Raw genomic sequence first — 23221 nt, forward strand, 5'->3', positions numbered from 1 at the left:
GTTGGTATGCCATCGATTGAAACCATTCAAACTGATATCTTGGTCCTAGGCTCCGGCGGGGCAGGTCTCTTTGCAGCTTTGCATGCGCATCAAGCCAACCCAAATTTGCATATTACGATTGCAGTAAAAGGTCTTTTGGGCAAATGCGGTTGCACTCGCATGGTTCAAGGCGGCTATAACGTTGCGCTGGCCGAGGGTGATTCGGTTGAACGCCACTTTATGGACACCATCGAGGGTGGCAAATGGCTATCTGATCAAGAGCTCGCTTGGACCTTGGTGACTAAATCGGTTGAACGAATTCATGAGCTCGAGAATGAATTGGGCTGTTTCTTTGATCGCAACCCTGATGGCACGATTCATCAAAAAGCATTTGCTGGACAAACCTTCGATCGTACGGTTCATAAGGGCGATCTCACTGGAATTGAAATCATTAATCGCCTAGCAGAGCAAGTTTGGGCTCGTGGAATTCATCGCTTAGAGGAACATCGTGCGATCGAATTAATTAAAAGCACCGACGGTAAAGCAATTGCTGGAGTATTAATGCTCAATATGCGCACTGGTCAATTTGTGATGGTGCGTGCAAAGGCAGTCTTATTGGGAACCGGTGGCGGCCCCACGATGTATAAATACCATACCCCATCGGGTGATAAAAGCTGTGATGGATTGGCCATGGCCCTTCGAGCAGGATTGACGCTGCGCGATATGGAAATGGTGCAGTTTCATCCAACTGGAATGTTGGCTGGCCCCGATACGCGTATGACCGGAACGGTTTTGGAGGAGGGCTTGCGAGGAGCGGGTGGTTACCTACTAAACGGTAATCAAGAGCGCTTTATGGGTAACTACGACCCACGCAATGAGCGCGCCACACGTGATATTGTCTCGCGCTCGATTTACTCCGAAATGCGCGCTGGGCGGGTTAGCCCAAATGGTGGGGTTTATATTCAGATGCATCATCTGGGGCCCGACAATGTTCGTAAACTGTTCAAAGGAATGGTCGAGCGTTGTGCCGACTCGGGATTTGATTTGGCAGGAGGATTGGTTGAAGTTGTTCCCACCGCCCATTACATGATGGGTGGAGTGGTGTTCCACGCGGACACTAGTACGGATCTGCCTGGCCTATTTGCTGCTGGTGAAGATACCGGTGGCGTTCATGGTGCGAACCGATTGGGCGGCAATGGTGTTGCAAACTCCACAGTATTTGGTGGGATTGCCGGCGATACGATGGCGCGCTATGTATCCGATCGAGAGTTCTTGGAATTTGATCCCGTAATGATCGAACAAAGTATTGCGATACATCGCAAACCACTAATACAAGCCCAAGGGGATATTGAGTTCATTCGCGATGAGTTGGCTGATTGCATGTGGGATCAGGTGGGTATCTTACGTAATCGCAAGGATTTAGAAGCGGCCCGGGAACGCTTAGATCGCTTAGATCAAATGTTGCAAACCATGGGTGTGGGTGATACCAACCCTGCATTTAATCTTACATGGCAGGATTGGATGAATTTACGTAATCTATTGCTAGTTAGCAAAACAGTTGTAGGGGCTGCCATCGCTCGCGAGAACTCTCGGGGGGCGCATTATCGTGAGGACTACCCTGAAGAAGGCGACCTGGAGACTTCCTACTATACGACTGTGCAAATGGTTGGCGATCAATTAACGATCGATAAAAAACCTGTGATATTTAGCATGGTCAAACCAGGCGAAACTATTTTGGTGGAGGCATAAAAAAAGCCCAGATCAACTGGGCTTAAGAGATATGAAGGGTTTTATTGTTATTGACTTAAATTGCGAGCCTTCACAATCTTTTCCCAGTTTGCACCTTCTTTTTTAATCTGAGCTGCGAATTCTTGTGGTGTATTAAGAACCGGGGTTAAGCCAGCACCTTCAACGCGTGCCTTGAACTCAGGGTTCTTAAAGGCTTCTAGAGTTGATCGATAAATTTTGTCGACAATCGCGTTGGGTGTGCCAGAAGGAACCACTAAACCAAACCAACCCGTGTTTTCAAAACCAGGAATTGTTTCTGCAATGGTAGGTACGTCTGGTAATTGTGGAACGCGTTTCGCACTGGTAACGCCTAGAGGACGAATCTGCCCCGATTTTGCAAAGCCAGTCGCAGCAGTTAAGTTACCCACCATAAAATCAATTTGACCAGCAACCAAGTCGTTTAATGCTGCAGATTCACCCTTGTAAGGAACATGGGTGGCATTGATGCCAGCAGCATAGGTAAAGTTTTCACCCGCCATATGCACTTGGCTACCAATACCTGCAGAACCAAAGTTGAGGTTCTTGGTTTTCGCCAATGCAATTAATTCCTTAACGTTCTTCACAGGCACCTTTGGGTTCACCGATAGAAGCATTGGGCCGCTTGCGACATTGGTTATAACCTTGAAATCCTTGTCGTAATCGATTGGCAACTTCTTATAAAGGTAGGGATTTACGGTCAACATACTGCCTGAAGCCAGCATGATGGTGTATCCATCGGCAGGGGACTTAGCTACTAAATCCGCAGCGATATTGCCTCCCGCACCGCCTTTGTTCTCCACAATCACGTTTTGTTTCCACTCGGTGCTTAATTGCTGGGCCAACAAACGACCCAAAATATCGGTGGTACCACCAGCAGCAAAGGGAATCACAAGCTTTACAGGCTTATCAGGCCAGCTTTGCGCCTGAATCGAAGGGCTTGTGAACGCGATCGAACTGGCCGCCACAAGACCCAAGGCAAACTTCATACGACTAAGTACGGTTTTATACATACTGATCTCCTTGGTTATCTATCTTCTGATCCATTTAATCACATATTCGATCGGCCGCCTCTTGCAAGAGATCTAAGTCATCTATATGATATGGATATGTCTAATATTTTCATCTCGGAATTCATTACGAGTCAAGCCCTAGAAACCCTTAAGGCTCGGCATACAGTTATTTATCAGCCAGATGCCTATCAAGACCCAAAGCAAATGGCTGATTCCTTGGTCAGCGCCGATGCCTGGATTGTCCGAAATCTAAGCAAAGTATCCAAGGACTTGGTCGATGGGGCCAAGCAATTGAAGGTGGTTGGTCGCTTGGGCGTTGGTCTAGAGAATATTGATTTACATGCCTGTGCTGAGCGAGGGGTTCGGGTGATTCCGGCAACCGGTGCGAATGCTGAGTCGGTAGCCGAGTATGTGCTTGGTACTGCGATGGCACTCATGCGCTCGTATCGCGAGGCCACGTTAGAAACTCTCGCAGGAAAATGGCCCAGACCGACTTACTCCAAATGCCACGAAATTGCTGGTAAAACAATTGGCATCGTCGGATTTGGGAGTATTGGTCGTGTCGTTGCTGAAAAAGCACTCGCGCTGGGAATGCGCTGCATTGCCTACGATCCTTTCATTAAACAATCCTCTATTGCCATAAAGGGTGGGGATGTCGTAATGCGCTCGCTATCGGAAGTACTTGCAAATAGCCAAATTGTTAGTCTGCATCTGCCATTACTCCCTGAGACTAAGGGTCTATTCAATCAGGATTTGCTCAACCAGATTCAAGAAGGCGCTTATCTAATTAATACAGCTCGTGGCGGCATTGTAGATGAGCTTGCGCTCGCACAGTCTTTGAAATCCGGCAAGCTCGGTGGAGCAGCGCTAGATGTGTTTGCGCTTGAGCCAGCAAAGGACCTTAGTCATTTTATTGGCGTGCCGAATTTAATTCTTACGCCACATGTAGCAGGCGTCACCGAAGAAAGCAATGATCGTGTGAGCACCATGATTGCCCGAGAAGTGAATCTATTTTTGGAGAAGAATACGTGAGTCATTCATTTCAGGAGCTAGTACAACTTGCTTATCAGGGCTTGTGTGCCGCTGGAGTTAAACATGAGGCAGCAGCAGATACCGCCTTATTTTTAGCCTTAGCAGAGATTGATGGATTAGCCTCTCATGGCCTAGCACGGGTTGCACAGTATTCGGGGCATGCTAAACATCAGCGAATTAATACTCAAGCAGTCATTAAGACGCATCCCTATAAATCTGCGGCAGCATTAGTTGACGGTCAAGATGGTCTTGCATTTCCTGCGCTGAAGTACGCAACAGATCTTTCAGTCAATCTTGCACATCGCCATGGCGTTGGCTTGGTGGCAATTAAGAACACCCATCATTTTGGTGTCGCGGGTCACTATACAGAAGCCGCAGCTAGAGCTGGATACATCTCGATTTTGCTCGGTAACACCCCTGCGGCAATGCCGATGGCTGGCGGCACCAAAGCGGTCTTCGGAACCAATCCACTGGCTGCTGCCTTTCCAGTTCAGGGCAAGGATCCTTTGGTCATTGATATGTCACTCTCTGCAGTGGCGCGAGGCAAATTATTAGTGGCATCCAAAAAAGGGGAGTCAATTCCATTGGGTTGGGCTCTAACTGCTGACGGCCAGCCCACCACCGATCCGAATGAAGGTCTTAAGGGTTTAATGGTTCCGCTCGGTGGTGATAAAGGTGCGTTATTGGCACTCATCATCGAACTACTTGCAGTTGGTTTGTCGGGAAGTCAGTACTCGTATGAAGCTGATAGCTTCTTTTCAATGAAGGGTAATAAGCCACGATTAGGTCAGCTCATCATCACGATTGATCCTGGTCTGCCAGGTAAGGGTGTCTACCGTAATCGTATGCTTGACTTACTAAACACCTTTGCAAGTGATATGGGTGTGCGATTACCTGGACAGCGTCGCTTTGCCGTACGCCAAAAGGCAATGAAGTCTGGGGTTATGGTCAATGAAGCAGTATTGCAAGAGATTCAGAATGGCATTCAAAGCCGTTGGAATAGTTAATAAGTCAATCTTTAAAGGAGAGAAAGCATGATTCACTTTGTCGTACATGAACCCGGAGATGTGGTGGGTGTCGTAGTAGTGGAGGGCGTGAAAGCTGGTAATGACCTAACAGGTTGGGTGATGGACGGCGATACCACTCTGAACATCAAATCCGAGAGCGATATTCCGATTGGTCACAAGATCTCATTAAAAGATTTAAAGGTCGGTGATACCGTGATCAAGTACGGAATTGACATTGGCAAAGTAGTCGCCCCAATTAAAAAGGGTGAACATTTGCACGTTCAAAACGTTAAGACAAAGCGCTGGTAATCGATTAGCCAACTGATTAACTAATTTTTTGATTGAGAGAAAGAACAAATGATTGATTTGAAAAAAGCGACCTTTATGGGATATCGTCGTGAAAATGGACGGATGGGTATTCGTAATCACGTAATTATTTTGCCCCTTGATGATTTGTCGAATGCAGCCTGTGAGGCGGTAGCAAACAATATCAAAGGCACCATGGCAATCCCACATCCTTATGGGCGTTTGCAGTTTGGTGCTGATCTGGAACTCCATTTCCGTACCCTGATCGGCACTGGCTGCAATCCCAATGTGGCTGCAGTTGTGGTGATTGGAATTGAGCCACAGTGGACCAATACCGTAGTTGAGGGGATCAAGAAATCAGGTAAGCCTGTTGAAGGATTCTGGATTGAAGGCAATGGTGATACAGCGACCATTGCTGCTGCAAGTAAAGCTGCCTACAAGATGATGAAGCACGCATCGAAGTTACAGCGTGTCTCTGCACCCTTGTCTGAGCTCTGGGTCTCTACCAAATGCGGTGAATCCGACACCACCTCAGGTTGCGGTGCCAATCCGACCGTTGGCAATGCCTTCGATAAGCTCTATGACATTGGCTCTACTTTGGTGTTTGGTGAAACCACTGAGTTAACCGGCGGTGAGCATCTAGTAGAAGCGCGTTGCCGTACCCCTGAAATCAAAGCGAAGTTCAAGCAAGTCTTTGATCGTTATCAGGACGTGATTGAGCGTCACAAAACCAGTGACCTTTCTGACTCACAACCAACCAAAGGAAATATTGCCGGTGGTTTAACGACGATTGAAGAGAAAGCACTAGGCAATATTCAAAAGATTGGTAAAAAGTGCATGATTGATGGCGTATTGGATAAAGCCGAAACCCCGACTGGTAAAGGTTTGTACTTTATGGACTCCTCATCAGCGGCTGCTGAGATGGTGACCCTATGTGCAGCCGCCGGGTATGCAGCCCATTTTTTCCCAACCGGACAGGGCAATGTGATTGGTAACCCCATTCTTCCAGTGATTAAGCTATGCGCGAATCCAAAAACAGTGCGTACGATGTCTGAGCACATTGACGTCGATGTTTCTGGAATCTTGCGCCGCGAGGAAAACATGGATACCGCCGGAGAGAAATTATTAGATTGCCTCTTGCGAACCGCGAATGGCGAGCTAACCGCTGCTGAGATTTTGGGTCATCGCGAGTTTGTTCTCACTCGCTTATACGAATCGGCCTAATTTGTCCCATGGGCCATTCAGACGTCTGACTGGCCCGGATTGGTATGAAAGCAATTACTGCGTATCAAGAAGTGAAACAGAAGATCACGGGCGATATCGTCCGTGGTCGTTACTTTATGGGCGAGGCCCTGCCTGCTGAAAAGGAGTTGGCAAAAGAGCTGAAGGTATCAATTGGCACGCTCCGCAAAGCAGTGGATGAGCTTGTCTCAGAAGGTATTGTGATTCGACGGCAAGGGAAGGGCACCTTTATTGCCGAGCATGACGAACAGCGCTTGCTGTATTACTTCTTTCATGTGATTAAGCATGACGCTGACCACAAAAAATATCCAACGGTTGAATTAGTCTCGTTCCAAAGTGCAAGCGCAAATAGCGAAGAAGCAAAAAAGCTTCAACTAAAAGAGGGTTCGCCAGTATGGCGGATTATTAATCGCCTCTCACTAGATGGTCAATGCGTCATTGTCGATCGACTTACGCTTAGCAAAGAGCGATTTCCAACCTTGACTCGAAGTGCTTTTCAGCATCGTGAGGGCAGTATTTATCAGTTATATCAGGCCCAATATGGACAAGTGGTTGCGCGAACCAGTGAGCGATTACGAGCCGGTGCAGCAAGTAAACAAGATGCTGAATGGCTTCACTTAAAGGCTGGTGACCCCGTAATTGTGATTCGTCGTCTAGCGATTGGAATGCAAGACGAGCCGATTGAGTGGCGAGTCTCAACCCTAAATACCCAGCATTACGAGTACTTCAGCGAACTAGGGACTTAAGCAATACGCTGGTAATACAGATTTTGTGGGTGGTTGGATTCAGCAAAAAATAGCCAGCGCTCTGCAATTAGACCAAGCAGATGCACTAAAAACGCTACGATAATTAAATTTAAGCTAGCTTGACTTGCCGCAAATACCAGTAGGGTGACAGGAAGCAGATAAGCCCCAAAAAATGCCAGCTTGCGAACATTGGCAACAAAGAAATTCGATTGCTGATGAAAGAACTCACGCGTATTAAAACTACCACCCATCATCCCCATTGAAATTTGTCGAACGGGGCCTTGCTGGATTCCGGTCGCCGACTGCAAGGTTGATTTTGGCTTAAGGCTGCGATTTCGTTTCCAGATCCAAAGTTTCAGAGTGAGTGATAGCAACAATAAGAATCCGGTAAAACCAGTCACACCAGCAATGTTTTGAGAGGTGACGATAGCTTGTTCAGGGAGCCATGCTGACCAAATGGTAAATAGGGTCATTAGCAAAAACCATCCTGAAGCAAACCCAAGTGCAATGAAATTAACCATGGTCATCGGATGGGCCCACTCTTGAATAAACCGAATGCATTGGTAAATCATGGCAGTGCACACCCATAGAAGAACTGCAAAAATACCGAGTAACAACCACAGCCAATTGGGAATCGCACCCATTTGCCAGGAGTAAATATAGGCTAGAACTGTGAGGGCGATGAAACTTGGCAAAACTAACACCTCACGCGAGAGCCAGGAAGTTCTCCACATCAAAATGGCGCGCCATGCACGCTCTGGGTGCCCCAGATGAAAAAATGAGGCGAGCAATCCACCAGCCAATAGCAATAGCACGATTGGAAAAGCCAGGTAGTTCATGAAGTGACTGGGTAATGGATCACCTGCTAGATGCAAAACGAGAAGACTCATCACCATACCCTGAGCCATACCGGCCATACCGGTAAAGAAGATGAGTGAGAAAGCGGGATGCATTAGTTTTCTGCCTTTACAGCCGCAATGGTTTCAGTAATCGAACGGGGCAAGTAGTGATTTGCTGGTTGGGTCTGCCATTCAGGCATTAAACCGTATCCGCCTCGTTGGGCAATCACCTTACTGGCATCTGACTCTGGATCATGTACATCACCAAAGATCCGAGCGCTGGTTGGACAGGCTAAAACGCAAGCTGGCTTACGCTCTGACTCTGGTAGGGTCTCGCTATAGATGCGATCGACACATAAGGTGCATTTGGTCATCACCTGCCGGTCCTCGTCGAGCTCACGAGCTCCATACGGGCAAGCCCAAGCACAATACTTACAACCGATGCACTTGTCATAATCAACCAGCACAATGCCATCTTCTTTGCGCTTATAGCTAGCTCCGGTTGGGCAAACGGGCACGCATGGTGGATCCTCACAATGTAAACAGGATTTCGGGAAATGCACGGTCTCCATTTTTGGAAATACACCAGCCTCATACGTTTGGACCCGATTAAAAAAGGTGCCGCTGGGATGAGCGCCGTAAGGATCTTGATCGGTCATCGGGCCAGCTGATCCCTGCGTATTCCATTCTTTGCATGAGGTAACGCATGCATGGCAGCCCACGCACACATTTAAATCAATTACGAGTGCTAACTGTTTACTCATTCGGCTTCTTAATTTCGTACGATGATAGTTTGAGCATGCCAGGAACTTCTTTGGCTTGTGCCGCTGGCCAAGTGTCTAAATTTTCACTTGATCCAGCAGGGGATATCTTGACGCGCACATCGTACCATCCCGCTTGACCAGTAATCGGATCTGAATTGCTGACACGGAAGCTGCCCTCGCGTGTGCCCATGGGCAGCTCTTCGGTAATTAAATGATTAAGCAGGAAGCCCTTCTTAGACTCATCCGCATTAGGATCAAGATGCCATGCGGATTCTGCTTTACCAATGGCATTCCAAGTCCAAACAGTCCCCATTTCAACAGCCTGGGTATGACGGGCCATGCAGCGTACTTTGCCCCATTGGGATTCCACCCAAATCCAAGCGCCGTCCTCAATACCATGATCAATGGCCGTAGCTGCATTAATAAACAGGAAGTTATGACTGTGGATTTGTCGTAACCAGGCATTTTGTGAGTCCCACGAGTGATACATCGCCATCGGCCGTTGCGTAATGGCGTTGATGGAGTACTCGTCTAAATTAGTAACCGCATCCTCCAAAGGTGGATACCAAAAGGGCAGCGGATCAAAAAATTGGATGATCCGTTCTTTGAGGTGATCCGGCGGTACGCGACCGGGGCGTTGGCCTTTGGCAGCCAGTCGAAACTGTTGAACGATATCTGAATACACCGCCAAAATAATCGGATCGTTCTTTTGGCGTAAGGCGTTGGCTTTGGCAAAGTCTAAATAGCCTTGGTTCCAGTTACGCATGTATTGATGTTCGGGGGGCATGCTGTAGTGAAAAACACAATTATTTTCTTGGTACCGCTCCCATTGGTTGGGATTCGGTTCACCACGAATACTTTTATCACCATCCTTGCCGCGCCAACCCATTAAGAACCCAATACCTGAATCGGGTGCCGTCTGGAAGTTGGTAATGAAGTCGGGATAATCCTTGAACTTTCTTTGTCCATCCGCGGTTGTGAACGCAGGGAACTTTAAGCGGGAGGCAAGCTCAATTAAGACATCTTGAAAAGGTTTGCATTGTCCGGTCGGCGGCAAAACTGGGATACGTACTGAATCGCATGGCCCGTCAAATTCAGAGATAGGGCGATCCAACATACTCATTGCATCGTGGCGCTCAAGATAGGTCGTGTCAGGAAGCACGAGATCAGCAAAGGCCACCATCTCCGATTGAAATGCATCACAAATCACAAGAAATGGAATCTTGAACTGTCCATTTTCATCTTTAGCATTGAGATGCTGTCTAACTTCCATGGTGTTCATCGTGGAGTTCCATGACATATTGGCCATGAAAATCATTAAGGTATCAATCGAATAGGGATCGCCTTTGACAGCATTAGTAATAACGTTATGCATCAATCCATGAGCGGCTAAAGGGTGCTCCCAGGTATAAGCCTTGTCAATACGTAAAGGCTTACCATCCTGATCAAGTGCCAGATCTTCTGGGCGAGTTGGCCAACCAAGCGGTGCTTTTGCTAATGGGGTATTGGCTTGAATATCGTTTTCAGAAGAGGGCGGTTTGATGTTCGGAGGAATCTGGCGAGGGTAGGGGGCTTTATGACGAAACCCACCTGGACGATCAATGGTGCCGAGTAGAGTCATTAATACAGCTAAGGCACGCGTGGTTTGAAAGCCGTTGGAGTGTGCAGATAAGCCACGCATCGCATGAAATGCCACAGGCCGTCCGGTCACCGATGTATGCTGCTGACCAAAGGAATCGGTCCAAGCAATTGGTAATTCAAATGATTGCTTAAATGCGGTGTGCGCCATTTCCTTGGCCAGTAAGCGAATGCGTGCCGCTGGAATCGAGGTAATTTTCTCGGCCCACTCGGGCGTGCAAGTCTTAACTTGACGACGCAATAATTCAAATGCAGGCGCAACCCGCTTGCCCTGATGGGGGCCGGGACCCATGACATACTCGCCTGATAGGGCAGGGTCGACATCATTTGCAAAACAGGCTTTTGCAGCATTGCTTTTGATGTCCCAAATGTATTTGTTATGAGGAATGTCGGTATTAATTGGATCCGACTCAGGATCAAATAAAAATAATCCTTCTTCAGGACCCGCATCAAGACAAACCAACTGCGATGAGTTGGTATACCGCTTTAAGAATGGATGATCGACTTGATTGGATGCAATTAACTCATGCATCAAAGCCATGAATAGCGCGCCATCAGTACCCGGTTTAATTGGAATCCATTCATCGGCGATCGCTGAATAACCAGTTCGTACGGGATTAATTGAAATGAATCGCCCACCATTGCGCTTGAACTTCGACAACGCAATCTTCATTGGATTGCTATGATGATCCTCCGCAGTGCCAATCATCACAAATAATTTGGCCCGCTCTAAATCAGGACCGCCAAACTCCCAAAAGCTACCGCCAATGGTGTAAATCATGCCCGCGGCCATATTGACCGAACAAAAACCTCCGTGGGCTGCGTAGTTAGGAGTGCCAAATTGACGAGCAAATAAGCCTGTAAGAGCTTGCATTTGATCGCGTCCAGTAAATAGTGCAAATTTTTTGGGATCGGTTTCTCGGATACCTCGTAAACGATCTTCCAAAATACTAAAGGCTCGTTCCCAAGAGATTTCTTCAAACTCCGATTGGCCGCGCTCTGAACCTGGCTTACGTAAGAGTGGCTTCGTGATCCGCGCAGGGGACTTCTGCTTCATGATGCCCGATGCACCCTTGGCACAAATGACCCCCTGATTCAGCGGATGATTTGGATTGCCATCAATATAGACCAGTTCGCCATCCCGCAAATGCGCTCGGATGCCACAGCGGCAAGCGCACATATAGCAGGTCGTGGTTTTTACCTCAGTCGCCGGGTTTTGCGAATGAATCGGATCGTGAACTGGTTGGGAGGATAGGAATTTGAACATGCAGCGACTTATAGTTATCTCTGAATTGTAGCGACATTTCAGTGAATTCACAGGTATTACAGCACCATTTGTTTTATAAATTCATGATTGAAATCAATGATTTGAAGATATTCTTGGATAGTTACCGTAAAGCTCATTTTATGAGCCTTTAATGAACCACAATGATCTCTCAAAACAAGGAGAGTGTCATGAAAAAACTATCGGAATGGATCGTTTGGTTGGTATTCGCAGAGCGTCCTGGGGAGTGGGGTCGTAAAGAATGGGTTTGTAAACGATTTGAGTAGAAACCAAGCTCTTTCCAGCAATTACTCATAAATCCTCTGGGGGCTTGAAAAACGTCATCTTTTTATAGGAAACTTAGACTATATTAAGAGTTATCAGGCGTGCCATGGCGCTAAGACCATGACAGAGAGGAGGAGTGGTGCTCAGCATTTTGAAGTTGGATGCGGGCGGTATCCCCCAGTGCTGGATAGATGCTGAGGATGCAACCCGACATTATGCGGATGACAGCGTTTCATGGACGCTGGGTGAACCTGTCGCCATCATGCGTGGTGGCATCTCTCGTTTAACCGGCCAACAATCGATCATTGAGCTGCACTCCATCATTGCTGTTAAGGGCTCTGCAAAAATAAATTTGTTTGATGTGGTTCCAGCCATCACGAAACGCAAGCTCTATCGACGTGACCGCGGCCTATGCGCCTATTGTGGCTGCCGAATCTCAGAGCACGATGCTGAAGCAGAGCATATTGTTCCCAACAGTAAAGGCGGTAGCTACACCTGGATGAACCTAGTTGTCTCATGCCGTCCTTGCAATCAACGCAAAGGTAATCGTACGCCCGAGAGAGCGGGGATGAGCCTTCTCTACGCCCCTTATACGCCTAGTTTGTACGAAGATATGATTTTGAAGGGCAGAAATATTTTGGCAGATCAGATGGATTTTCTGGCTGCCAATCTGCCGAAGGATAGCCGCATCTTGCAAGACCCATTTTGGGTCTAATTGATTGCAGTAGCAATCGTTCGTTGAGTCTTTTTATGAATGGTTTGCGCTTACTCAAACCGCGTACGATTGTGCTGTTTGCAATCACCATATCGGTATTGGTCCATCTTTACATATTTGTTGGGTTTCCCAGTTTTTTATTCTCTAAGGCGGCTCCATTAGAAGATGTGACCGTCGCCGAGCTGCGTGTCGAGCCTGTTAAAAAAGTTCAGTTAAGTAAACCGGCCGCACCTGAGCCAACCGTGCGGGATCAAAGCTCAAACGCAGTGGGCGATGGCGCGATCATTGAGTCCGATGGCGGGAACGGTGCAGGGCAAGTGGAGCAAGAAGGTCAGGCTTTTCGAGTTCCCGATCCTGGTATTTATTACTACGATGCCTATCTCGATGGCCAATACTTGCAAACGGCTTCAATCGAGTGGCAATTTGATCCAAAACTTGGCTATCGATTATTCATCAATATTCCCTATGCATTTGTTGGGCCATTTATCTTTGAATCCCGAGGAAAGATTGATGCCTACGGATTGGCCCCTGATTTTTATGTGGAGCACCTTGGGAGCCGGCCAGCACGATTTACCCGATTTGATCGCGATGATAAGGGGGGAGGGAAGTTATTCTTCTCTCAAAAGCCAGATCAATTAAAAGATATTCCACCTGGCACCCAAGATCGTTTCAGTCTCATGATGCAGCTTGCATCACTACTAGCGGGCAATGATCAGATTGATGAAAAAGGTACCGTGCGAGAAGTTCCAATTGCTAATTTGGATACAGTGGAGACCTGGCGCTTTCAAAGCCAAGGTGAAGAATTATCGGATGCAGTATCGACTCTAGGACCCACGGTCCTGCGGCACTACAAGCGCTTACCTGTCAAGGAGATGGACCACAAGCGCAGAAATGACATATGGTTAGTGAAAGATTTTGGCTGGATACCGGGTAGGGTGCGCCTGGAAAATGAAAAGGGTCGAACCTTTGAACTATTTCTAAAGCAAGTCGACCCAATTGCAGATTTGCCCAAGTAAAACTTATTTGACTGTTTTCTTGCGGATAATCTGACCAATCATATTAAAGAGGACCGCCCCAGACATCGAGGCAGCAAATATTCCGCTAAAGGCAACAACGATCGGTAGAATTTTCCAGTTATCCGGTAATGGAAAGCTTCCATACCCAACCGTGGTGTACATCTCGCCAGCAAAGTAAAAGGCGTTGGTATCGACCTCAAAAATCTTCAGTGCAATTAGTGCGTAGGACCACACCACAATATCGACCAAATGGGTCATTAACACCAGGCCAACAGCAATCATATAAAACGGGATCGACAGCCAAAAGATATTGCGCTTATCCGCCCAATCAATCAGCACTTGGTAAATCTTGCCAATTAATAGAATCAGTAGTGCATGAGCAACTAGCATACCGATCGCGGTCATAAAGACTACGGTTAGCTGGTCTGGGAAGCTTTCACCAACTTGCCGCGCCAGAGTAAAGAAGTTTGGAAGGGATGACATCGCCATTGAATGTTATATGTTATTTGACATAATAATGATTATACGCAAATATGATATTTAGCCCTTAGGCTGGGATTCCACGGCTACTGGCTTTGGACCCCCTTCATATTTGGTTTTATAGAGCTTTTCCCAGCGCGAACGCAGGCCTCTCGAAATCTCCTCTTGATTGAATAAGTCTGCAACATCAATGGCACTAAAGCCTTGGTGATTGCGGATTTGCAAATCGGCGCCACGATCAAGCAATAGTCTTACTAGCTGAATATTTCCAGATCGCACAGCCATCATCAGTGGCGATGTATCACTATCAGACAAGGCGTTTACTTGAGCACCTTTATCCAACAGAAACTCCGCAACTTGCAAATGACCGTTAGTACAGGCGTAATGCAGTGGCGTCCAACCCGATTTATTAATCGTAGCGGCCCGCTTATCGACCAGGGTCTTAACCTCAGGTAGCAGCCCATAAAGCGAAGCCATCATTAGAACGTTTTCACCCGAGAGGTTCGGTTGGTCGACATCCAAATTCTTAAGAGTAAGAAGGTAATCGAGGGTGGTACGCGAGTTCTCTCGCACTGCGTAAACCGAGATCGGATTGCCGCCGCGAACGAGCAAATTGGGGCTTACGCCGTCTTGTAGGAGCCTTTTCACTTGCGCAAGGTCGTCAAATTGGACAGCGCGCGCCATTCGATCGGCCTGCTCTTGAGATTGGGCAATAGCAAAACCTGAGATAAAGCTTAGGGCGGTAAGAGCAATAAAACTGCGACGTAGCATCATGAATAACTTCTATTTAATTGAAAACATTGAAAAAAATTATCTGTAGTTTGCTTGGCAATGCGCTCAACTGATTCACCACGCAATTGAGCAATATAGCTCGCCACATGCGCTACCCAGGCAGGTTCATTGGTTTGGCCGCGGTGCGGTACGGGAGCCAAATAGGGTGAATCGGTCTCAATGAGCAATCGGTCTAAAGGCAAGGCCTTACAGGTTGCCTGAAGATCCTTGGCATTCTTGAAGGTCACGATTCCAGAAAACGAGATATAAAAACCAAGTTCAATTGCTGCCTTGGCCACTTCATAAGACTCTGTGAAGCAATGCATCACACCACCAATCGCATCAGCGCCCTCCTCTCGCATGATTCGCAAGGTATCTTCTGAGGCCGAACGCGTATGAATAATCAAAGGCTTTTTAGCTACTAAGGCAGCGCGAATATGAGTCCGAAAGCGTTCGCGCTGCCACTCCATTGAGTCATAGGATCGATCACCCATTCGGTAGTAATCAAGCCCGGTCTCACCAATCGCAATGACTTTATCGTCTTTGGCTTCCTCAACTAAAAACTCAAGCGTTGGCTCCGGGGTTTCCTCGTAATCCGGGTGAACGCCAACCGAAGCAAATAAATTTGGATAAGTGTGGGCGAGTTGCTTCACCTTGGGAAAATCTGGAATGTCTACGGAGATGCAAAGCGCATGACTCACATTGGCGCGCATCATATTCCCCAAAACCTCGGGAAGGCGATCTTGGTATTCTGGGAAGTCGAGATGGCAGTGCGAATCAATAAACATAACAGCTAATTTTAGTCTGCAAAGAGCTGTTGATATTGCAAGAGCATCGATTCCATTTGAACCCGTGTGGACAAGGGGTGATTCTCGTGACGACGAGCTAGCGTTAGGGTTGACCACAATCGCTGAGCTTTTGCCAATTGCAGTTGGGACGCTAGTTGCCCGATGAGTTGGGCGTGCCGGCGGTAGTAGCGCACGTCCCCTAACTGGCGAGATAATTGCAAATCAAACAGCCAGCGTTGCATACACATTAATAAAGCGGAATACGGGGCTTTTTGAACCTTCTCTGCGCATTCCAAGTAAGCAATCTGAGGCCCTTTGCTTAAAGCCTCTAACAACACTCTCGTGGCATGGATGGCAAGACCAATGCCATCCTTATCATCGCCGAGATGCCTTACCAAAATCTGATCCTTTGCGCTTAGCGGTGCACCCGCATGCTCATCGATCGTAGCTTCCAGTTCCTCGGTTCGAACCGTATCAGTCAACAATAATTTCAGCTCAGATTGCAACCAATCAAGCGCCACATCCCGACTTGGTTTTGGTAAGGCAATCAGTTGGCAACGTGACCGTATGGTTGGTAGCACTCGATCAATGCGGTCGCTCACCAGAATAAAAATTGTGTCGGGATTGGGCTCCTCCAATGATTTGAGCAAGGTGTTGGATGCATCCTCTCGCAAACTTTCTAAGGGATAAATTAAAATAATTCGTTTGCCACCCCGGTGCGAACCAATATTGATGCCCCCAAACGCCCCTCTCACCTCGTCAATTTTGATGAAAGCACTCTCTTTCTTTCCATCGCTATCGTCTTGGTTCTCAGAGGCCGCAGGGTCGATTTTTGGGCTTCCTTCCAGTTCAGCTTGGACCAAGCGCCCTTTTAAGCTTTGCGGTAGTAAAGCAATAAAGTCTGGATGATTTCCAGTATCAAACCAACGGCATGCCTCGCAAGAATTGCAAGGCTTATGCCCTGTTGAGAACAAATCAGCCTCACACAGCAGTGCCTTAGAAAGCCAGCGGGCAAAATCAAATTTACCTATGCCCGGCTGCCCATGAAACAAAATTGCCTGGGGGGTTGCCTCCAAATTGAATGCTTTACCAAGCGCATCAAACCATGGCAATAGCTTCACTGATTCATGATGAATATTTTCTATTGGCATGGATTTTAGAAAAAACTTATCATGAAATTATTCATATAAATCAGTAATTTGCATCAGTAATTCAATTGAATTTCTGATAATTGCTTCCAGATCAGCTCTTGCGATTGCCGTGCATCAATCACCATAAAGCGGCCGGGATCGGCCTTAGCACGTCGCAAGTACTCATTGCGAACGTTCTCAAAAAAATGGAGGTCCAAGCGTTCAAACTTATCGGGGGTTCTGGCCTTGGACCGGCGATCTTGCGCAACCTCGCCAGGCAGATCAAATAAGAGCGTGAGGTCCGGCTGTATCAATCCGACTCCCCTACCCTGCACCAGAGTCTCAAGCGTGTTCAAGGTGTCAAGACTTAAGCCCCTTCCACCACCCTGGTACGCAAAGCTGGCATCGGTAAACCGGTCGGAGATCACAATCTTTCCAGCATGTAAGGCGGGCTCGATGACCTGAGCTAGGTGCTCACGCCTCGCAGCAAACATGAGCAAGGCTTCAGTCTCAATATGCATCGGCTCTTGCAATAAGAGCTGCCTGAGTTTTTCACCCAAAGGGGTGCCGCCTGGCTCACGGGTGAGCACAACCTCATGATTGGGATAGCAGTGCCCTAAATGCTTGGCAAAGGCTTCAAGGTGCGTACTCTTCCCGGCACCATCGATGCCCTCGAAGCTAATAAAAAAACCGGGGCGATTGATATTCATGGAGTTACTTCACCGACTTGGTTGACGATTGCGCAGGTAAGCGCTGATAGCGATCAACCGCAGCCTCGTGTTCTTTCAAGGATGCGGAAAAATGACTACTGCCATTGCCCTTGGCAACAAAATACAGTGCATTCGTGGGGGCGGGTTGCGCAGCGGCAATTAGCGATTCTTTAGAGGGTATTGCAATTGGGGTTGGAGGTAAGCCATAGCGCATATAGGTATTGTAGGGAGTATCGCGGCGTAAATCGGTTTTTCGGATATTGCCATCAAATCGTGGGCCGATTCCATAGATGACCGTTGGATCAGTTTGCAACATCATGCCCTTTCTGAGCCGATTATGAAATACCCCAGAAATTAATCCACGCTCAGACGCTTGGCCAGTTTCCTTCTCAATAATCGAGGCGAGGATCAGTAATTGATACGGACTCTTTAAGACCCGATCATTCGGCTGGCCCTGCAGATAAAGATCCCATGCATTCGCTAATTGCTTTTGCATACCCACATACGCACGTTGATAAATACTCGAATCCAAATCATCGGGATCAAATACATAGGTGTCTGGAAATAACCACCCTTCTGCACTCGGCTGTGTTAGCCCTAAGAGCTTAGCGAGCTCTGCATCACTGAGCGAATTCGTTTGATGAGTTAGTGCTGGGTGCGCATCAATTGCTGCCCGAACCTGCCATATGGTCATGCCAGGAATAAGCTTCACAACCTCCCGAACTCGATCGCCCCGAGCCATTTGCAGCAGTATGCTGCCCAAGCTTGCATTGGCCGGAAACTCATAAGTGCCGGGCTTTAATGATGAAGCGACTCCAAGGGATCGGGCGCCAATTTGGAAGACCAAAACAGGCACCTCAATTCCCTGGTCTTGCAGCTGGCTTGCGATCTTTGAGACCCCGGATTTCGGTAACACCTTAAACCGCACGGCAGCATCTTCTACCTTGGCCTGGCTGGACAAAGCAGATTTGGGTGGCACCACGCCCCATGTGAATAAAGCAAGGTAATACAGGCAAATAATGCCCATGAGCGATACAAGACCAATGCCCAGTAACCGTTTACTTAGAGCCATGGCAAGAAATAAGGAATTCGATGATTTAGAAAGTTTTTGCACATAGCACTATGATAAAAGGCTAAGGAACTGACATGACCATCATCGATCAAGCAACACTATGAACTCACTTGCTATTTGCCGCTTACCAGACTGGGGCTTGATTCTGGTTGAGGGATCTGATGCAAGTTCATTTTTACAAGGTCAGTTAACGAATTCAGTGCTCGGGTTAACCACCACCCCCACCGGAGCAATTGCTCATGGAAGTTCAGCCGCCCGATTGACTGGATATTGCACGGCAAAGGGTCGCTTACTCGCCTCTGCATGGATTAGTTTGCATTCATCCCAAGCAGTAACGCAATATGCTTTATTTGTCTCACGCGATCTTGCTGCGGCATTTGCAAAACGACTGAGCATGTTCGTTTTGCGTTCCAAGGTCGTGATTCGTGACGTCAGTGATGATTGGCTCGTATATGGCTCTCTTGAGACTATTGAGGGGCTTCTCCCTCGCCTTCCGGCCGATGCAATTGCCTTAGCGATGCAATCCCCCAGTGACACAAATCCTATAAAGCGGATTGTGTTTGCCTCCCAAATGACAGTCGACGCCCAACTCAATTCACGTGAATGGAATACAACTGAAGTAGCCAGTGGCATTCCCCGAATTGTGGCGGCTACGCAGGACCAATTTGTTCCTCAAATGGTGAACCTGGAATCCGTGGGTGGGGTCGATTTCAAGAAAGGGTGCTACCCAGGCCAAGAAGTCGTTGCTCGCAGCCAATATCGAGGGGCGATTAAGCGTCGCCTCTATTTGGCTAAAGCACAAATTCCTTCTGAGTTCTGCCCGCCAGCGACCGAGATTTTTCATGAAGAGGATCCAGGTCAGCCGGCCGGAATGATCGTGCTCTCAGCACCTAATTCGAATAACCCTGATTGGGTGGATCTTCAAATTGAATGCAAATCAGAACTTGCGCAAAGCGGCAAACTTCATCTTGGTGACGCTAGCGGCCCCAGTCTGGAGCTTGGAAAACTACCCTATTCCCTAATCGAGATTTAATCAGGCATAGTATTGATATGTGCCTCATTTTATTTGCCTGGAAATCGCACCCAAAATACCCATTGGTGGTAGCTGCCAATCGGGATGAGTTCTACGAGCGCAATACCACTGGCATTGCTTGGTGGCCTGAGCATCCAGATGTATTGGCCGGTCGAGATCATGCTGATGTGATTGGTAGTCCAGGCACCTGGTTAGGGCTCAATCGGCAGGGGCGTTTTTCTGCACTTACGAACGTGCGCTCACCCAGTGAGAAAAAACCTGATGCGAGAACCCGAGGTGAGCTACCCTTTTTATATCTTACGAACCCAGATAAACCCAGCCACTTTATTGAGAAGCACAGCAAGCGCTTTGATCAGTACAACGGTTTTAATCTATTGATGGCTGATCTGAGTGATCCGAGCGATGCTCAAATGCACTGGGTGAGCAATCGCGTGGTGATGGGTAAATCCGTGCGCCCCCGCAAAACATTTCCAAGTCAGCCACTAACTCCAGGCGTCTATGGGCTATCGAATGCCATGCTCGATACTCCATGGCCCAAAGTGAATCACCGGATTGCTGCGTTTGCTCAAACTCTAGCCATGGATGCTGGCGGCTTAAAAAATGCCGATGCCTATCTCCATGTATTAGCCGATGACAATCAGGCACCTGAACGTGAACTTCCAAGCACCGGTGTTAGTTTGGAATGGGAGAAAGCGCTTTCCTCGGCTTTTATTCGGACCGAACATTACGGCACGCGTTCAAGCACAGTATTGCGAGTTCGTAACGACGGTAACTATGAGATGGTGGAGCGGCGCTTTGATGCCAAGGGCGTGATTGCGCACGATGTAATTACCGGAAATTTAATTGGCTCTGCTTGGGCTAATTACTCGGTGTAGCAATGGCTTTTCCCTTACAGGGTGACGATACCTGTCAATCAATTGCACCCACTCCCCTACCAGAGCCCTATTGGGTCGGATTCTCATCTTTACTCGGACAAGAGCTCGGTATTGCCCTTAATGAATCTGGTCTTCCTGCCGACCCACTTTGGTTGGATGTCTTAAGTGGTAATACATTAGCTACCAAAGAACATGCTTTTTCTAACCCAATCGCCACAGCGTACAGCGGTCACCAATTTGGTATCTGGGCTGGGCAACTGGGCGATGGTCGCGCTATCCTTTTGGGCGATATTGGTCCTTATGAGATTCAATTAAAAGGTTCGGGCATCACCCGCTATTCGCGCATGGGGGACGGCCGAGCCGTATTGCGTTCATCCATCCGTGAGTTTTTGGCTAGTGAGGCCATGCATGCTCTTGGCGTACCAACTAGTCGAGCTTTAGCGGTGACGGGATCCAAAAAACCAGTCATGCGTGAGACCCTTGAAACTGCAGCGGTCTGTACGCGCTTAGCCCCCAGCTTTCTGCGCGTAGGTCATTTTGAGCACTATGCGGCTGCGCGCCAAACCGAGCATCTCCAGCAATTGGCCGAGTATCTTCTCGATAGCCATTACCAAGAGTGCAGAGATGGTGATGATCCTTATCTTTCATTATTCTCAGCGATTAGTCGTCGCACTGCTGAGCTTGTGGCACATTGGCAATCCTTGGGCTTTTGCCATGGGGTTCTCAATAGTGACAACATCAGCGTTTTGGGACTTACGATCGATTACGGCCCCTTTGGAATGATGGATCGCTTTCAAATGGATCACATCTGCAACCACAGTGATTCGCAAGGAAGGTATGCCTATCATCGCCAACCACAAATCATGCATTGGAATATGGCGTGTTTGGCAGGCGGCATATTGCCTTTATTGGAGAAGAGGTATTCAACCGAAGAGGCTCAGCAGAAATTACAAACCGCCCTCGAGCAATTTCCGAATCAATACCGTGAGGCTTGGTTACGGTGCTTTCGTGCAAAGCTGGGTTTAATGAATGAGCACGCCAATGATTTCGCATTAATTGAGAACTTGCTGGAATTAATGCATCAGAATCGAGCGGATTTCACAAACACATTCCGTCTTTTTGCTCAGGTTCAATCGCAAGCCGATGATCAAACCAATCCATTGCGCGATCACTTCATTGACCGCCAAGGGTTCGATCAATGGATGCAATCTTACTTGGATCGACTAAAACTTGAACGGCTGTCTGATATTGATCGACAGAGTGCTATTCTCAATACTAATCCGAAATTTATTTTGCGTAATTACATGGCACAGCGCGCCATCGAACTCGCCCAGCAGGATGATTTTTCGGAAGTCCAAAAACTCCTCCAGATCCTTGAAAATCCGTTTGCAGAACAGCCAGAGCATGAAGCTTACGCTACCCCTCCCCCCAAAGAGCTCGAGGATGTTGTCCTTAGCTGCTCCTCTTAATCCTTCTTTACAATCCAATCTATGACTAAAAGTGATGAGCAATACCGTCAAGAGCTATCGGAGATTGAGTATCGGGTAACGCGCCAAGCGGCAACCGAACCACCCTTCTCAGGTCGGTACTGGGATCATTGGGAAAATGGTCTCTACCGTTGTGTCTGCTGTGGCACGCCATTATTTGTATCAAGCACCAAATTTGATGCCGGATGCGGTTGGCCAAGTTATCACAGCCCCGCCAATCCTCAGGTTATTAGCGAACATCGTGATTTGACGCATGGCATGATCCGAACCGAGGTCCGTTGCTCAAACTGCGATGCCCATCTTGGACACGTCTTTGAAGACGGTCCAGAGCCTACTGGACTGCGCTATTGCATTAATTCTGCGTCATTGCGCTTTGAGCCAAGTCAAAACGCCACCCTCAAGCAATCCTCATGAAAAAATTTCTCTTTGACCTATTCCCGGTCATTCTCTTTTTTGCTGCATTCAAGCTTGCCGATATCTATGTAGCAACCATCGTGGCGATCATTGCAACTATTGCCCAAATCGTGTGGCTTTATCTGCGTCGGCAAAAAATTGAGGGCATGCAGTGGGCGAGCTTAGTGCTCATTGTTGTCTTTGGTGGTCTCACCATACTCTTAAAAGATAAAACCTTTATCCAGTGGAAGCCCACCGTCTTATATTGGTTATTTGCAGCAGTGCTCTTCTTTAGCGCCCAGTTCTTTAAGAAAAATTGGATTGAGAGCCTCATGGGAAAGCAAGTGACCTTGAAACCCGGTAGTCCACGCTCAGTCTGGATTAAGCTCAATCATGCCTGGGCGGCATTTTTCTTCTTCATGGGTGTTCTGAACCTTTATGTGGCCTATACCTTTTCTGAGGATGTGTGGGTGAACTTCAAACTCTTTGGTGGCATTGGTTTGCTTATTCTCTTCATCATTGCCCAAGGACTGTGGTTAAGTCGTCATATGGAGACGGACGAAGCATGATGACCAATCAAGAGCGTATTGCCGCATTTCAGTCTAGTTTGCAAAAGCAACTCCAGCCATCTCATCTAGTCATTGAAGACGAGAGTCATTTGCATGCTGGTCATGCGGGTGCTGCTGGGGGCGCAGGTCACTTTCGGATCAGGATTACTGCGCAGGCATTTACGGGTCTTAACAGCGTGGCACGTCACCGCTTAGTATATGGTGCATTGAAAGGGTTCATGCCGCACGAGATCCACGCACTGGCCATCCATGCACTTGCACCAAATGAGTCATAATTCCTCTTTTAGCCTCTTTATTCTCTAT

Annotated in this window: 24 protein-coding genes; 14 read left to right on the top strand and 10 right to left on the bottom strand. The window is 47.8% G+C overall.

Annotated elements, in window-relative coordinates; translation table 11 throughout:
• The first annotated feature begins 6 nt into the window (after positions 1-6).
• Positions 7-1728 carry an L-aspartate oxidase gene (locus tag QUE62_RS04655; RefSeq protein ID WP_286262492.1) on the top strand — a complete coding sequence of 574 codons (1722 nt, stop codon included), beginning with the start codon at positions 7-9 and terminating at the stop codon, positions 1726-1728.
• 47 nt (positions 1729-1775) lie between these two features.
• On the opposite strand, the gene QUE62_RS04660 is transcribed toward QUE62_RS04655, so the two are convergent.
• The gene (locus QUE62_RS04660) at positions 1776-2756 is read right to left on the bottom strand and encodes a Bug family tripartite tricarboxylate transporter substrate binding protein (RefSeq protein WP_286262494.1); all 981 of its coding nucleotides are present in this window, start codon (positions 2754-2756) and stop codon (positions 1776-1778) included.
• Positions 2757-2852: 96 nt separating this feature from the next.
• Here QUE62_RS04660 and QUE62_RS04665 point away from each other — a divergent pair, with 96 nt between their 5' ends.
• From QUE62_RS04665 to QUE62_RS04685, 5 genes are read left to right on the top strand one after another with little or no spacing between them, the layout of a single operon-like run.
• Positions 2853-3788: a hydroxyacid dehydrogenase gene (locus QUE62_RS04665; RefSeq protein ID WP_286262496.1), complete on the top strand. Its 936-nt coding sequence runs from the start codon at positions 2853-2855 to the stop codon at positions 3786-3788.
• Positions 3785-4795, top strand: a complete 1011-nt coding sequence (locus QUE62_RS04670) for an Ldh family oxidoreductase (protein WP_286262498.1) — start codon at positions 3785-3787, stop codon at positions 4793-4795. Before QUE62_RS04665 ends, QUE62_RS04670 begins: the two co-directional genes overlap by 4 nt.
• Positions 4796-4822: 27 nt before the next feature.
• On the top strand, positions 4823-5104 hold the full coding sequence (locus tag QUE62_RS04675; RefSeq protein WP_108508403.1) for an SAF domain-containing protein: 282 nt from the start codon (positions 4823-4825) through the stop codon (positions 5102-5104).
• Positions 5105-5152: 48 nt separating this feature from the next.
• A complete protein-coding gene (locus QUE62_RS04680) occupies positions 5153-6325 on the top strand; it encodes a UxaA family hydrolase (protein WP_286224676.1) in 1173 nt (390 codons plus the stop codon).
• A gap of 44 nt (positions 6326-6369) precedes the next feature.
• The gene (locus QUE62_RS04685) at positions 6370-7089 is read left to right on the top strand and encodes a GntR family transcriptional regulator (protein ID WP_286227409.1); all 720 of its coding nucleotides are present in this window, start codon (positions 6370-6372) and stop codon (positions 7087-7089) included.
• Here the strand turns inward: QUE62_RS04685 and QUE62_RS04690 are convergent.
• The 3 genes from QUE62_RS04690 to QUE62_RS04700 are packed head-to-tail and all read right to left on the bottom strand — an operon-like array spanning position 7086 to position 11597.
• Positions 7086-8042, bottom strand: coding sequence for a dimethyl sulfoxide reductase anchor subunit family protein (locus QUE62_RS04690; protein WP_286224678.1), 957 nt, complete (start codon positions 8040-8042; stop codon positions 7086-7088). The genes QUE62_RS04685 and QUE62_RS04690 overlap by 4 nt on opposite strands.
• Positions 8042-8692, bottom strand: coding sequence for a 4Fe-4S dicluster domain-containing protein (locus QUE62_RS04695; RefSeq protein ID WP_286227410.1), 651 nt, complete (start codon positions 8690-8692; stop codon positions 8042-8044). Before QUE62_RS04695 ends, QUE62_RS04690 begins: the two co-directional genes overlap by 1 nt.
• A complete protein-coding gene (locus tag QUE62_RS04700) occupies positions 8685-11597 on the bottom strand; it encodes a molybdopterin oxidoreductase family protein (RefSeq protein ID WP_286227411.1) in 2913 nt (970 codons plus the stop codon). The genes QUE62_RS04695 and QUE62_RS04700 overlap by 8 nt, the downstream gene beginning before the upstream one ends.
• Before the next feature lie 421 nt (positions 11598-12018).
• Here QUE62_RS04700 and QUE62_RS04705 point away from each other — a divergent pair, with 421 nt between their 5' ends.
• Both QUE62_RS04705 and QUE62_RS04710 read left to right on the top strand, forming a co-directional pair.
• Entirely contained in the window at positions 12019-12594 is a 576-nt protein-coding gene (locus QUE62_RS04705; protein WP_286224681.1) for an HNH endonuclease, read from the top strand.
• Positions 12595-12629: 35 nt separating this feature from the next.
• Complete coding sequence (locus tag QUE62_RS04710; protein ID WP_286224682.1) at positions 12630-13610, top strand: DUF3108 domain-containing protein; 981 nt, start codon at positions 12630-12632, stop codon at positions 13608-13610.
• Between the two features lie 3 nt (positions 13611-13613).
• On the opposite strand, the gene QUE62_RS04715 is transcribed toward QUE62_RS04710, so the two are convergent.
• The 6 genes from QUE62_RS04715 to mltG are packed head-to-tail and all read right to left on the bottom strand — an operon-like array spanning position 13614 to position 18603.
• Positions 13614-14093 carry an ion channel gene (locus QUE62_RS04715; protein WP_286262499.1) on the bottom strand — a complete coding sequence of 160 codons (480 nt, stop codon included), beginning with the start codon at positions 14091-14093 and terminating at the stop codon, positions 13614-13616.
• A gap of 57 nt (positions 14094-14150) precedes the next feature.
• Positions 14151-14864, bottom strand: a complete 714-nt coding sequence (locus QUE62_RS04720; protein WP_286262500.1) for an ankyrin repeat domain-containing protein — start codon at positions 14862-14864, stop codon at positions 14151-14153.
• Positions 14861-15649, bottom strand: coding sequence for a TatD family hydrolase (locus QUE62_RS04725; RefSeq protein WP_286262502.1), 789 nt, complete (start codon positions 15647-15649; stop codon positions 14861-14863). Before QUE62_RS04725 ends, QUE62_RS04720 begins: the two co-directional genes overlap by 4 nt.
• Before the next feature lie 11 nt (positions 15650-15660).
• Positions 15661-16800 carry a DNA polymerase III subunit delta' gene (locus tag QUE62_RS04730; protein WP_286262504.1) on the bottom strand — a complete coding sequence of 380 codons (1140 nt, stop codon included), beginning with the start codon at positions 16798-16800 and terminating at the stop codon, positions 15661-15663.
• Positions 16801-16853: 53 nt separating this feature from the next.
• Complete coding sequence (gene tmk / locus QUE62_RS04735) at positions 16854-17489, bottom strand: dTMP kinase (protein ID WP_286262505.1); 636 nt, start codon at positions 17487-17489, stop codon at positions 16854-16856.
• Positions 17490-17493: 4 nt separating this feature from the next.
• Positions 17494-18603, bottom strand: coding sequence for an endolytic transglycosylase MltG (mltG, locus tag QUE62_RS04740; protein ID WP_286262507.1), 1110 nt, complete (start codon positions 18601-18603; stop codon positions 17494-17496).
• A 58-nt stretch (positions 18604-18661) separates the two neighbouring features.
• Here mltG and ygfZ point away from each other — a divergent pair, with 58 nt between their 5' ends.
• From ygfZ to QUE62_RS04770, 6 genes are read left to right on the top strand one after another with little or no spacing between them, the layout of a single operon-like run.
• Positions 18662-19594 (top strand): CAF17-like 4Fe-4S cluster assembly/insertion protein YgfZ, encoded by a 933-nt coding sequence (gene ygfZ / locus QUE62_RS04745; protein WP_286262509.1) that lies wholly within the window; start codon positions 18662-18664, stop codon positions 19592-19594.
• 17 nt (positions 19595-19611) lie between these two features.
• The gene (locus tag QUE62_RS04750) at positions 19612-20469 is read left to right on the top strand and encodes an NRDE family protein (protein WP_286262511.1); all 858 of its coding nucleotides are present in this window, start codon (positions 19612-19614) and stop codon (positions 20467-20469) included.
• A gap of 2 nt (positions 20470-20471) precedes the next feature.
• Positions 20472-21938 (top strand): protein adenylyltransferase SelO, encoded by a 1467-nt coding sequence (locus QUE62_RS04755; protein WP_286262513.1) that lies wholly within the window; start codon positions 20472-20474, stop codon positions 21936-21938.
• A gap of 21 nt (positions 21939-21959) precedes the next feature.
• On the top strand, positions 21960-22370 hold the full coding sequence (msrB, locus tag QUE62_RS04760; protein ID WP_286224793.1) for a peptide-methionine (R)-S-oxide reductase MsrB: 411 nt from the start codon (positions 21960-21962) through the stop codon (positions 22368-22370).
• A complete protein-coding gene (locus tag QUE62_RS04765) occupies positions 22367-22918 on the top strand; it encodes a septation protein A (RefSeq protein WP_286224794.1) in 552 nt (183 codons plus the stop codon). Before msrB ends, QUE62_RS04765 begins: the two co-directional genes overlap by 4 nt.
• The gene (locus tag QUE62_RS04770; protein WP_286227420.1) at positions 22915-23193 is read left to right on the top strand and encodes a BolA family protein; all 279 of its coding nucleotides are present in this window, start codon (positions 22915-22917) and stop codon (positions 23191-23193) included. Before QUE62_RS04765 ends, QUE62_RS04770 begins: the two co-directional genes overlap by 4 nt.
• The last annotated feature ends 28 nt before the right edge of the window (positions 23194-23221 follow it).

The organism is Polynucleobacter sp. HIN9, from assembly GCF_030297635.1.
In the GTDB taxonomy this organism is placed as follows: Bacteria; Pseudomonadota; Gammaproteobacteria; order Burkholderiales; family Burkholderiaceae; genus Polynucleobacter.

Bases quoted from the DNA above. Each gene is read 5' to 3' on its own strand.
- QUE62_RS04725 (WP_286262502.1), bottom strand. From the start codon at position 15,649: ATGTTTATTGATTCGCACTGCCATCTCGACTTCCCAGAATACCAAGAT.
- QUE62_RS04700 (WP_286227411.1), bottom strand. From the start codon at position 11,597: ATGTTCAAATTCCTATCCTCCCAACCAGTTCACGATCCGATTCATTCG.
- QUE62_RS04730 (WP_286262504.1), bottom strand. From the start codon at position 16,800: ATGCCAATAGAAAATATTCATCATGAATCAGTGAAGCTATTGCCATGG.
- QUE62_RS04660 (WP_286262494.1), bottom strand. From the start codon at position 2,756: ATGTATAAAACCGTACTTAGTCGTATGAAGTTTGCCTTGGGTCTTGTG.
- QUE62_RS04665 (WP_286262496.1), top strand. From the start codon at position 2,853: ATGTCTAATATTTTCATCTCGGAATTCATTACGAGTCAAGCCCTAGAA.
- QUE62_RS04655 (WP_286262492.1), top strand. From the start codon at position 7: ATGCCATCGATTGAAACCATTCAAACTGATATCTTGGTCCTAGGCTCC.
- tmk (WP_286262505.1), bottom strand. From the start codon at position 17,489: ATGAATATCAATCGCCCCGGTTTTTTTATTAGCTTCGAGGGCATCGAT.
- QUE62_RS04750 (WP_286262511.1), top strand. From the start codon at position 19,612: ATGTGCCTCATTTTATTTGCCTGGAAATCGCACCCAAAATACCCATTG.
- QUE62_RS04710 (WP_286224682.1), top strand. From the start codon at position 12,630: ATGAATGGTTTGCGCTTACTCAAACCGCGTACGATTGTGCTGTTTGCA.
- QUE62_RS04680 (WP_286224676.1), top strand. From the start codon at position 5,153: ATGATTGATTTGAAAAAAGCGACCTTTATGGGATATCGTCGTGAAAAT.
- QUE62_RS04695 (WP_286227410.1), bottom strand. From the start codon at position 8,692: ATGAGTAAACAGTTAGCACTCGTAATTGATTTAAATGTGTGCGTGGGC.
- QUE62_RS04770 (WP_286227420.1), top strand. From the start codon at position 22,915: ATGATGACCAATCAAGAGCGTATTGCCGCATTTCAGTCTAGTTTGCAA.
- QUE62_RS04765 (WP_286224794.1), top strand. From the start codon at position 22,367: ATGAAAAAATTTCTCTTTGACCTATTCCCGGTCATTCTCTTTTTTGCT.
- QUE62_RS04675 (WP_108508403.1), top strand. From the start codon at position 4,823: ATGATTCACTTTGTCGTACATGAACCCGGAGATGTGGTGGGTGTCGTA.
- QUE62_RS04685 (WP_286227409.1), top strand. From the start codon at position 6,370: ATGAAAGCAATTACTGCGTATCAAGAAGTGAAACAGAAGATCACGGGC.
- QUE62_RS04755 (WP_286262513.1), top strand. From the start codon at position 20,472: ATGGCTTTTCCCTTACAGGGTGACGATACCTGTCAATCAATTGCACCC.
- msrB (WP_286224793.1), top strand. From the start codon at position 21,960: ATGACTAAAAGTGATGAGCAATACCGTCAAGAGCTATCGGAGATTGAG.
- QUE62_RS04720 (WP_286262500.1), bottom strand. From the start codon at position 14,864: ATGATGCTACGTCGCAGTTTTATTGCTCTTACCGCCCTAAGCTTTATC.
- QUE62_RS04690 (WP_286224678.1), bottom strand. From the start codon at position 8,042: ATGCATCCCGCTTTCTCACTCATCTTCTTTACCGGTATGGCCGGTATG.
- QUE62_RS04715 (WP_286262499.1), bottom strand. From the start codon at position 14,093: ATGTCATCCCTTCCAAACTTCTTTACTCTGGCGCGGCAAGTTGGTGAA.
- ygfZ (WP_286262509.1), top strand. From the start codon at position 18,662: ATGAACTCACTTGCTATTTGCCGCTTACCAGACTGGGGCTTGATTCTG.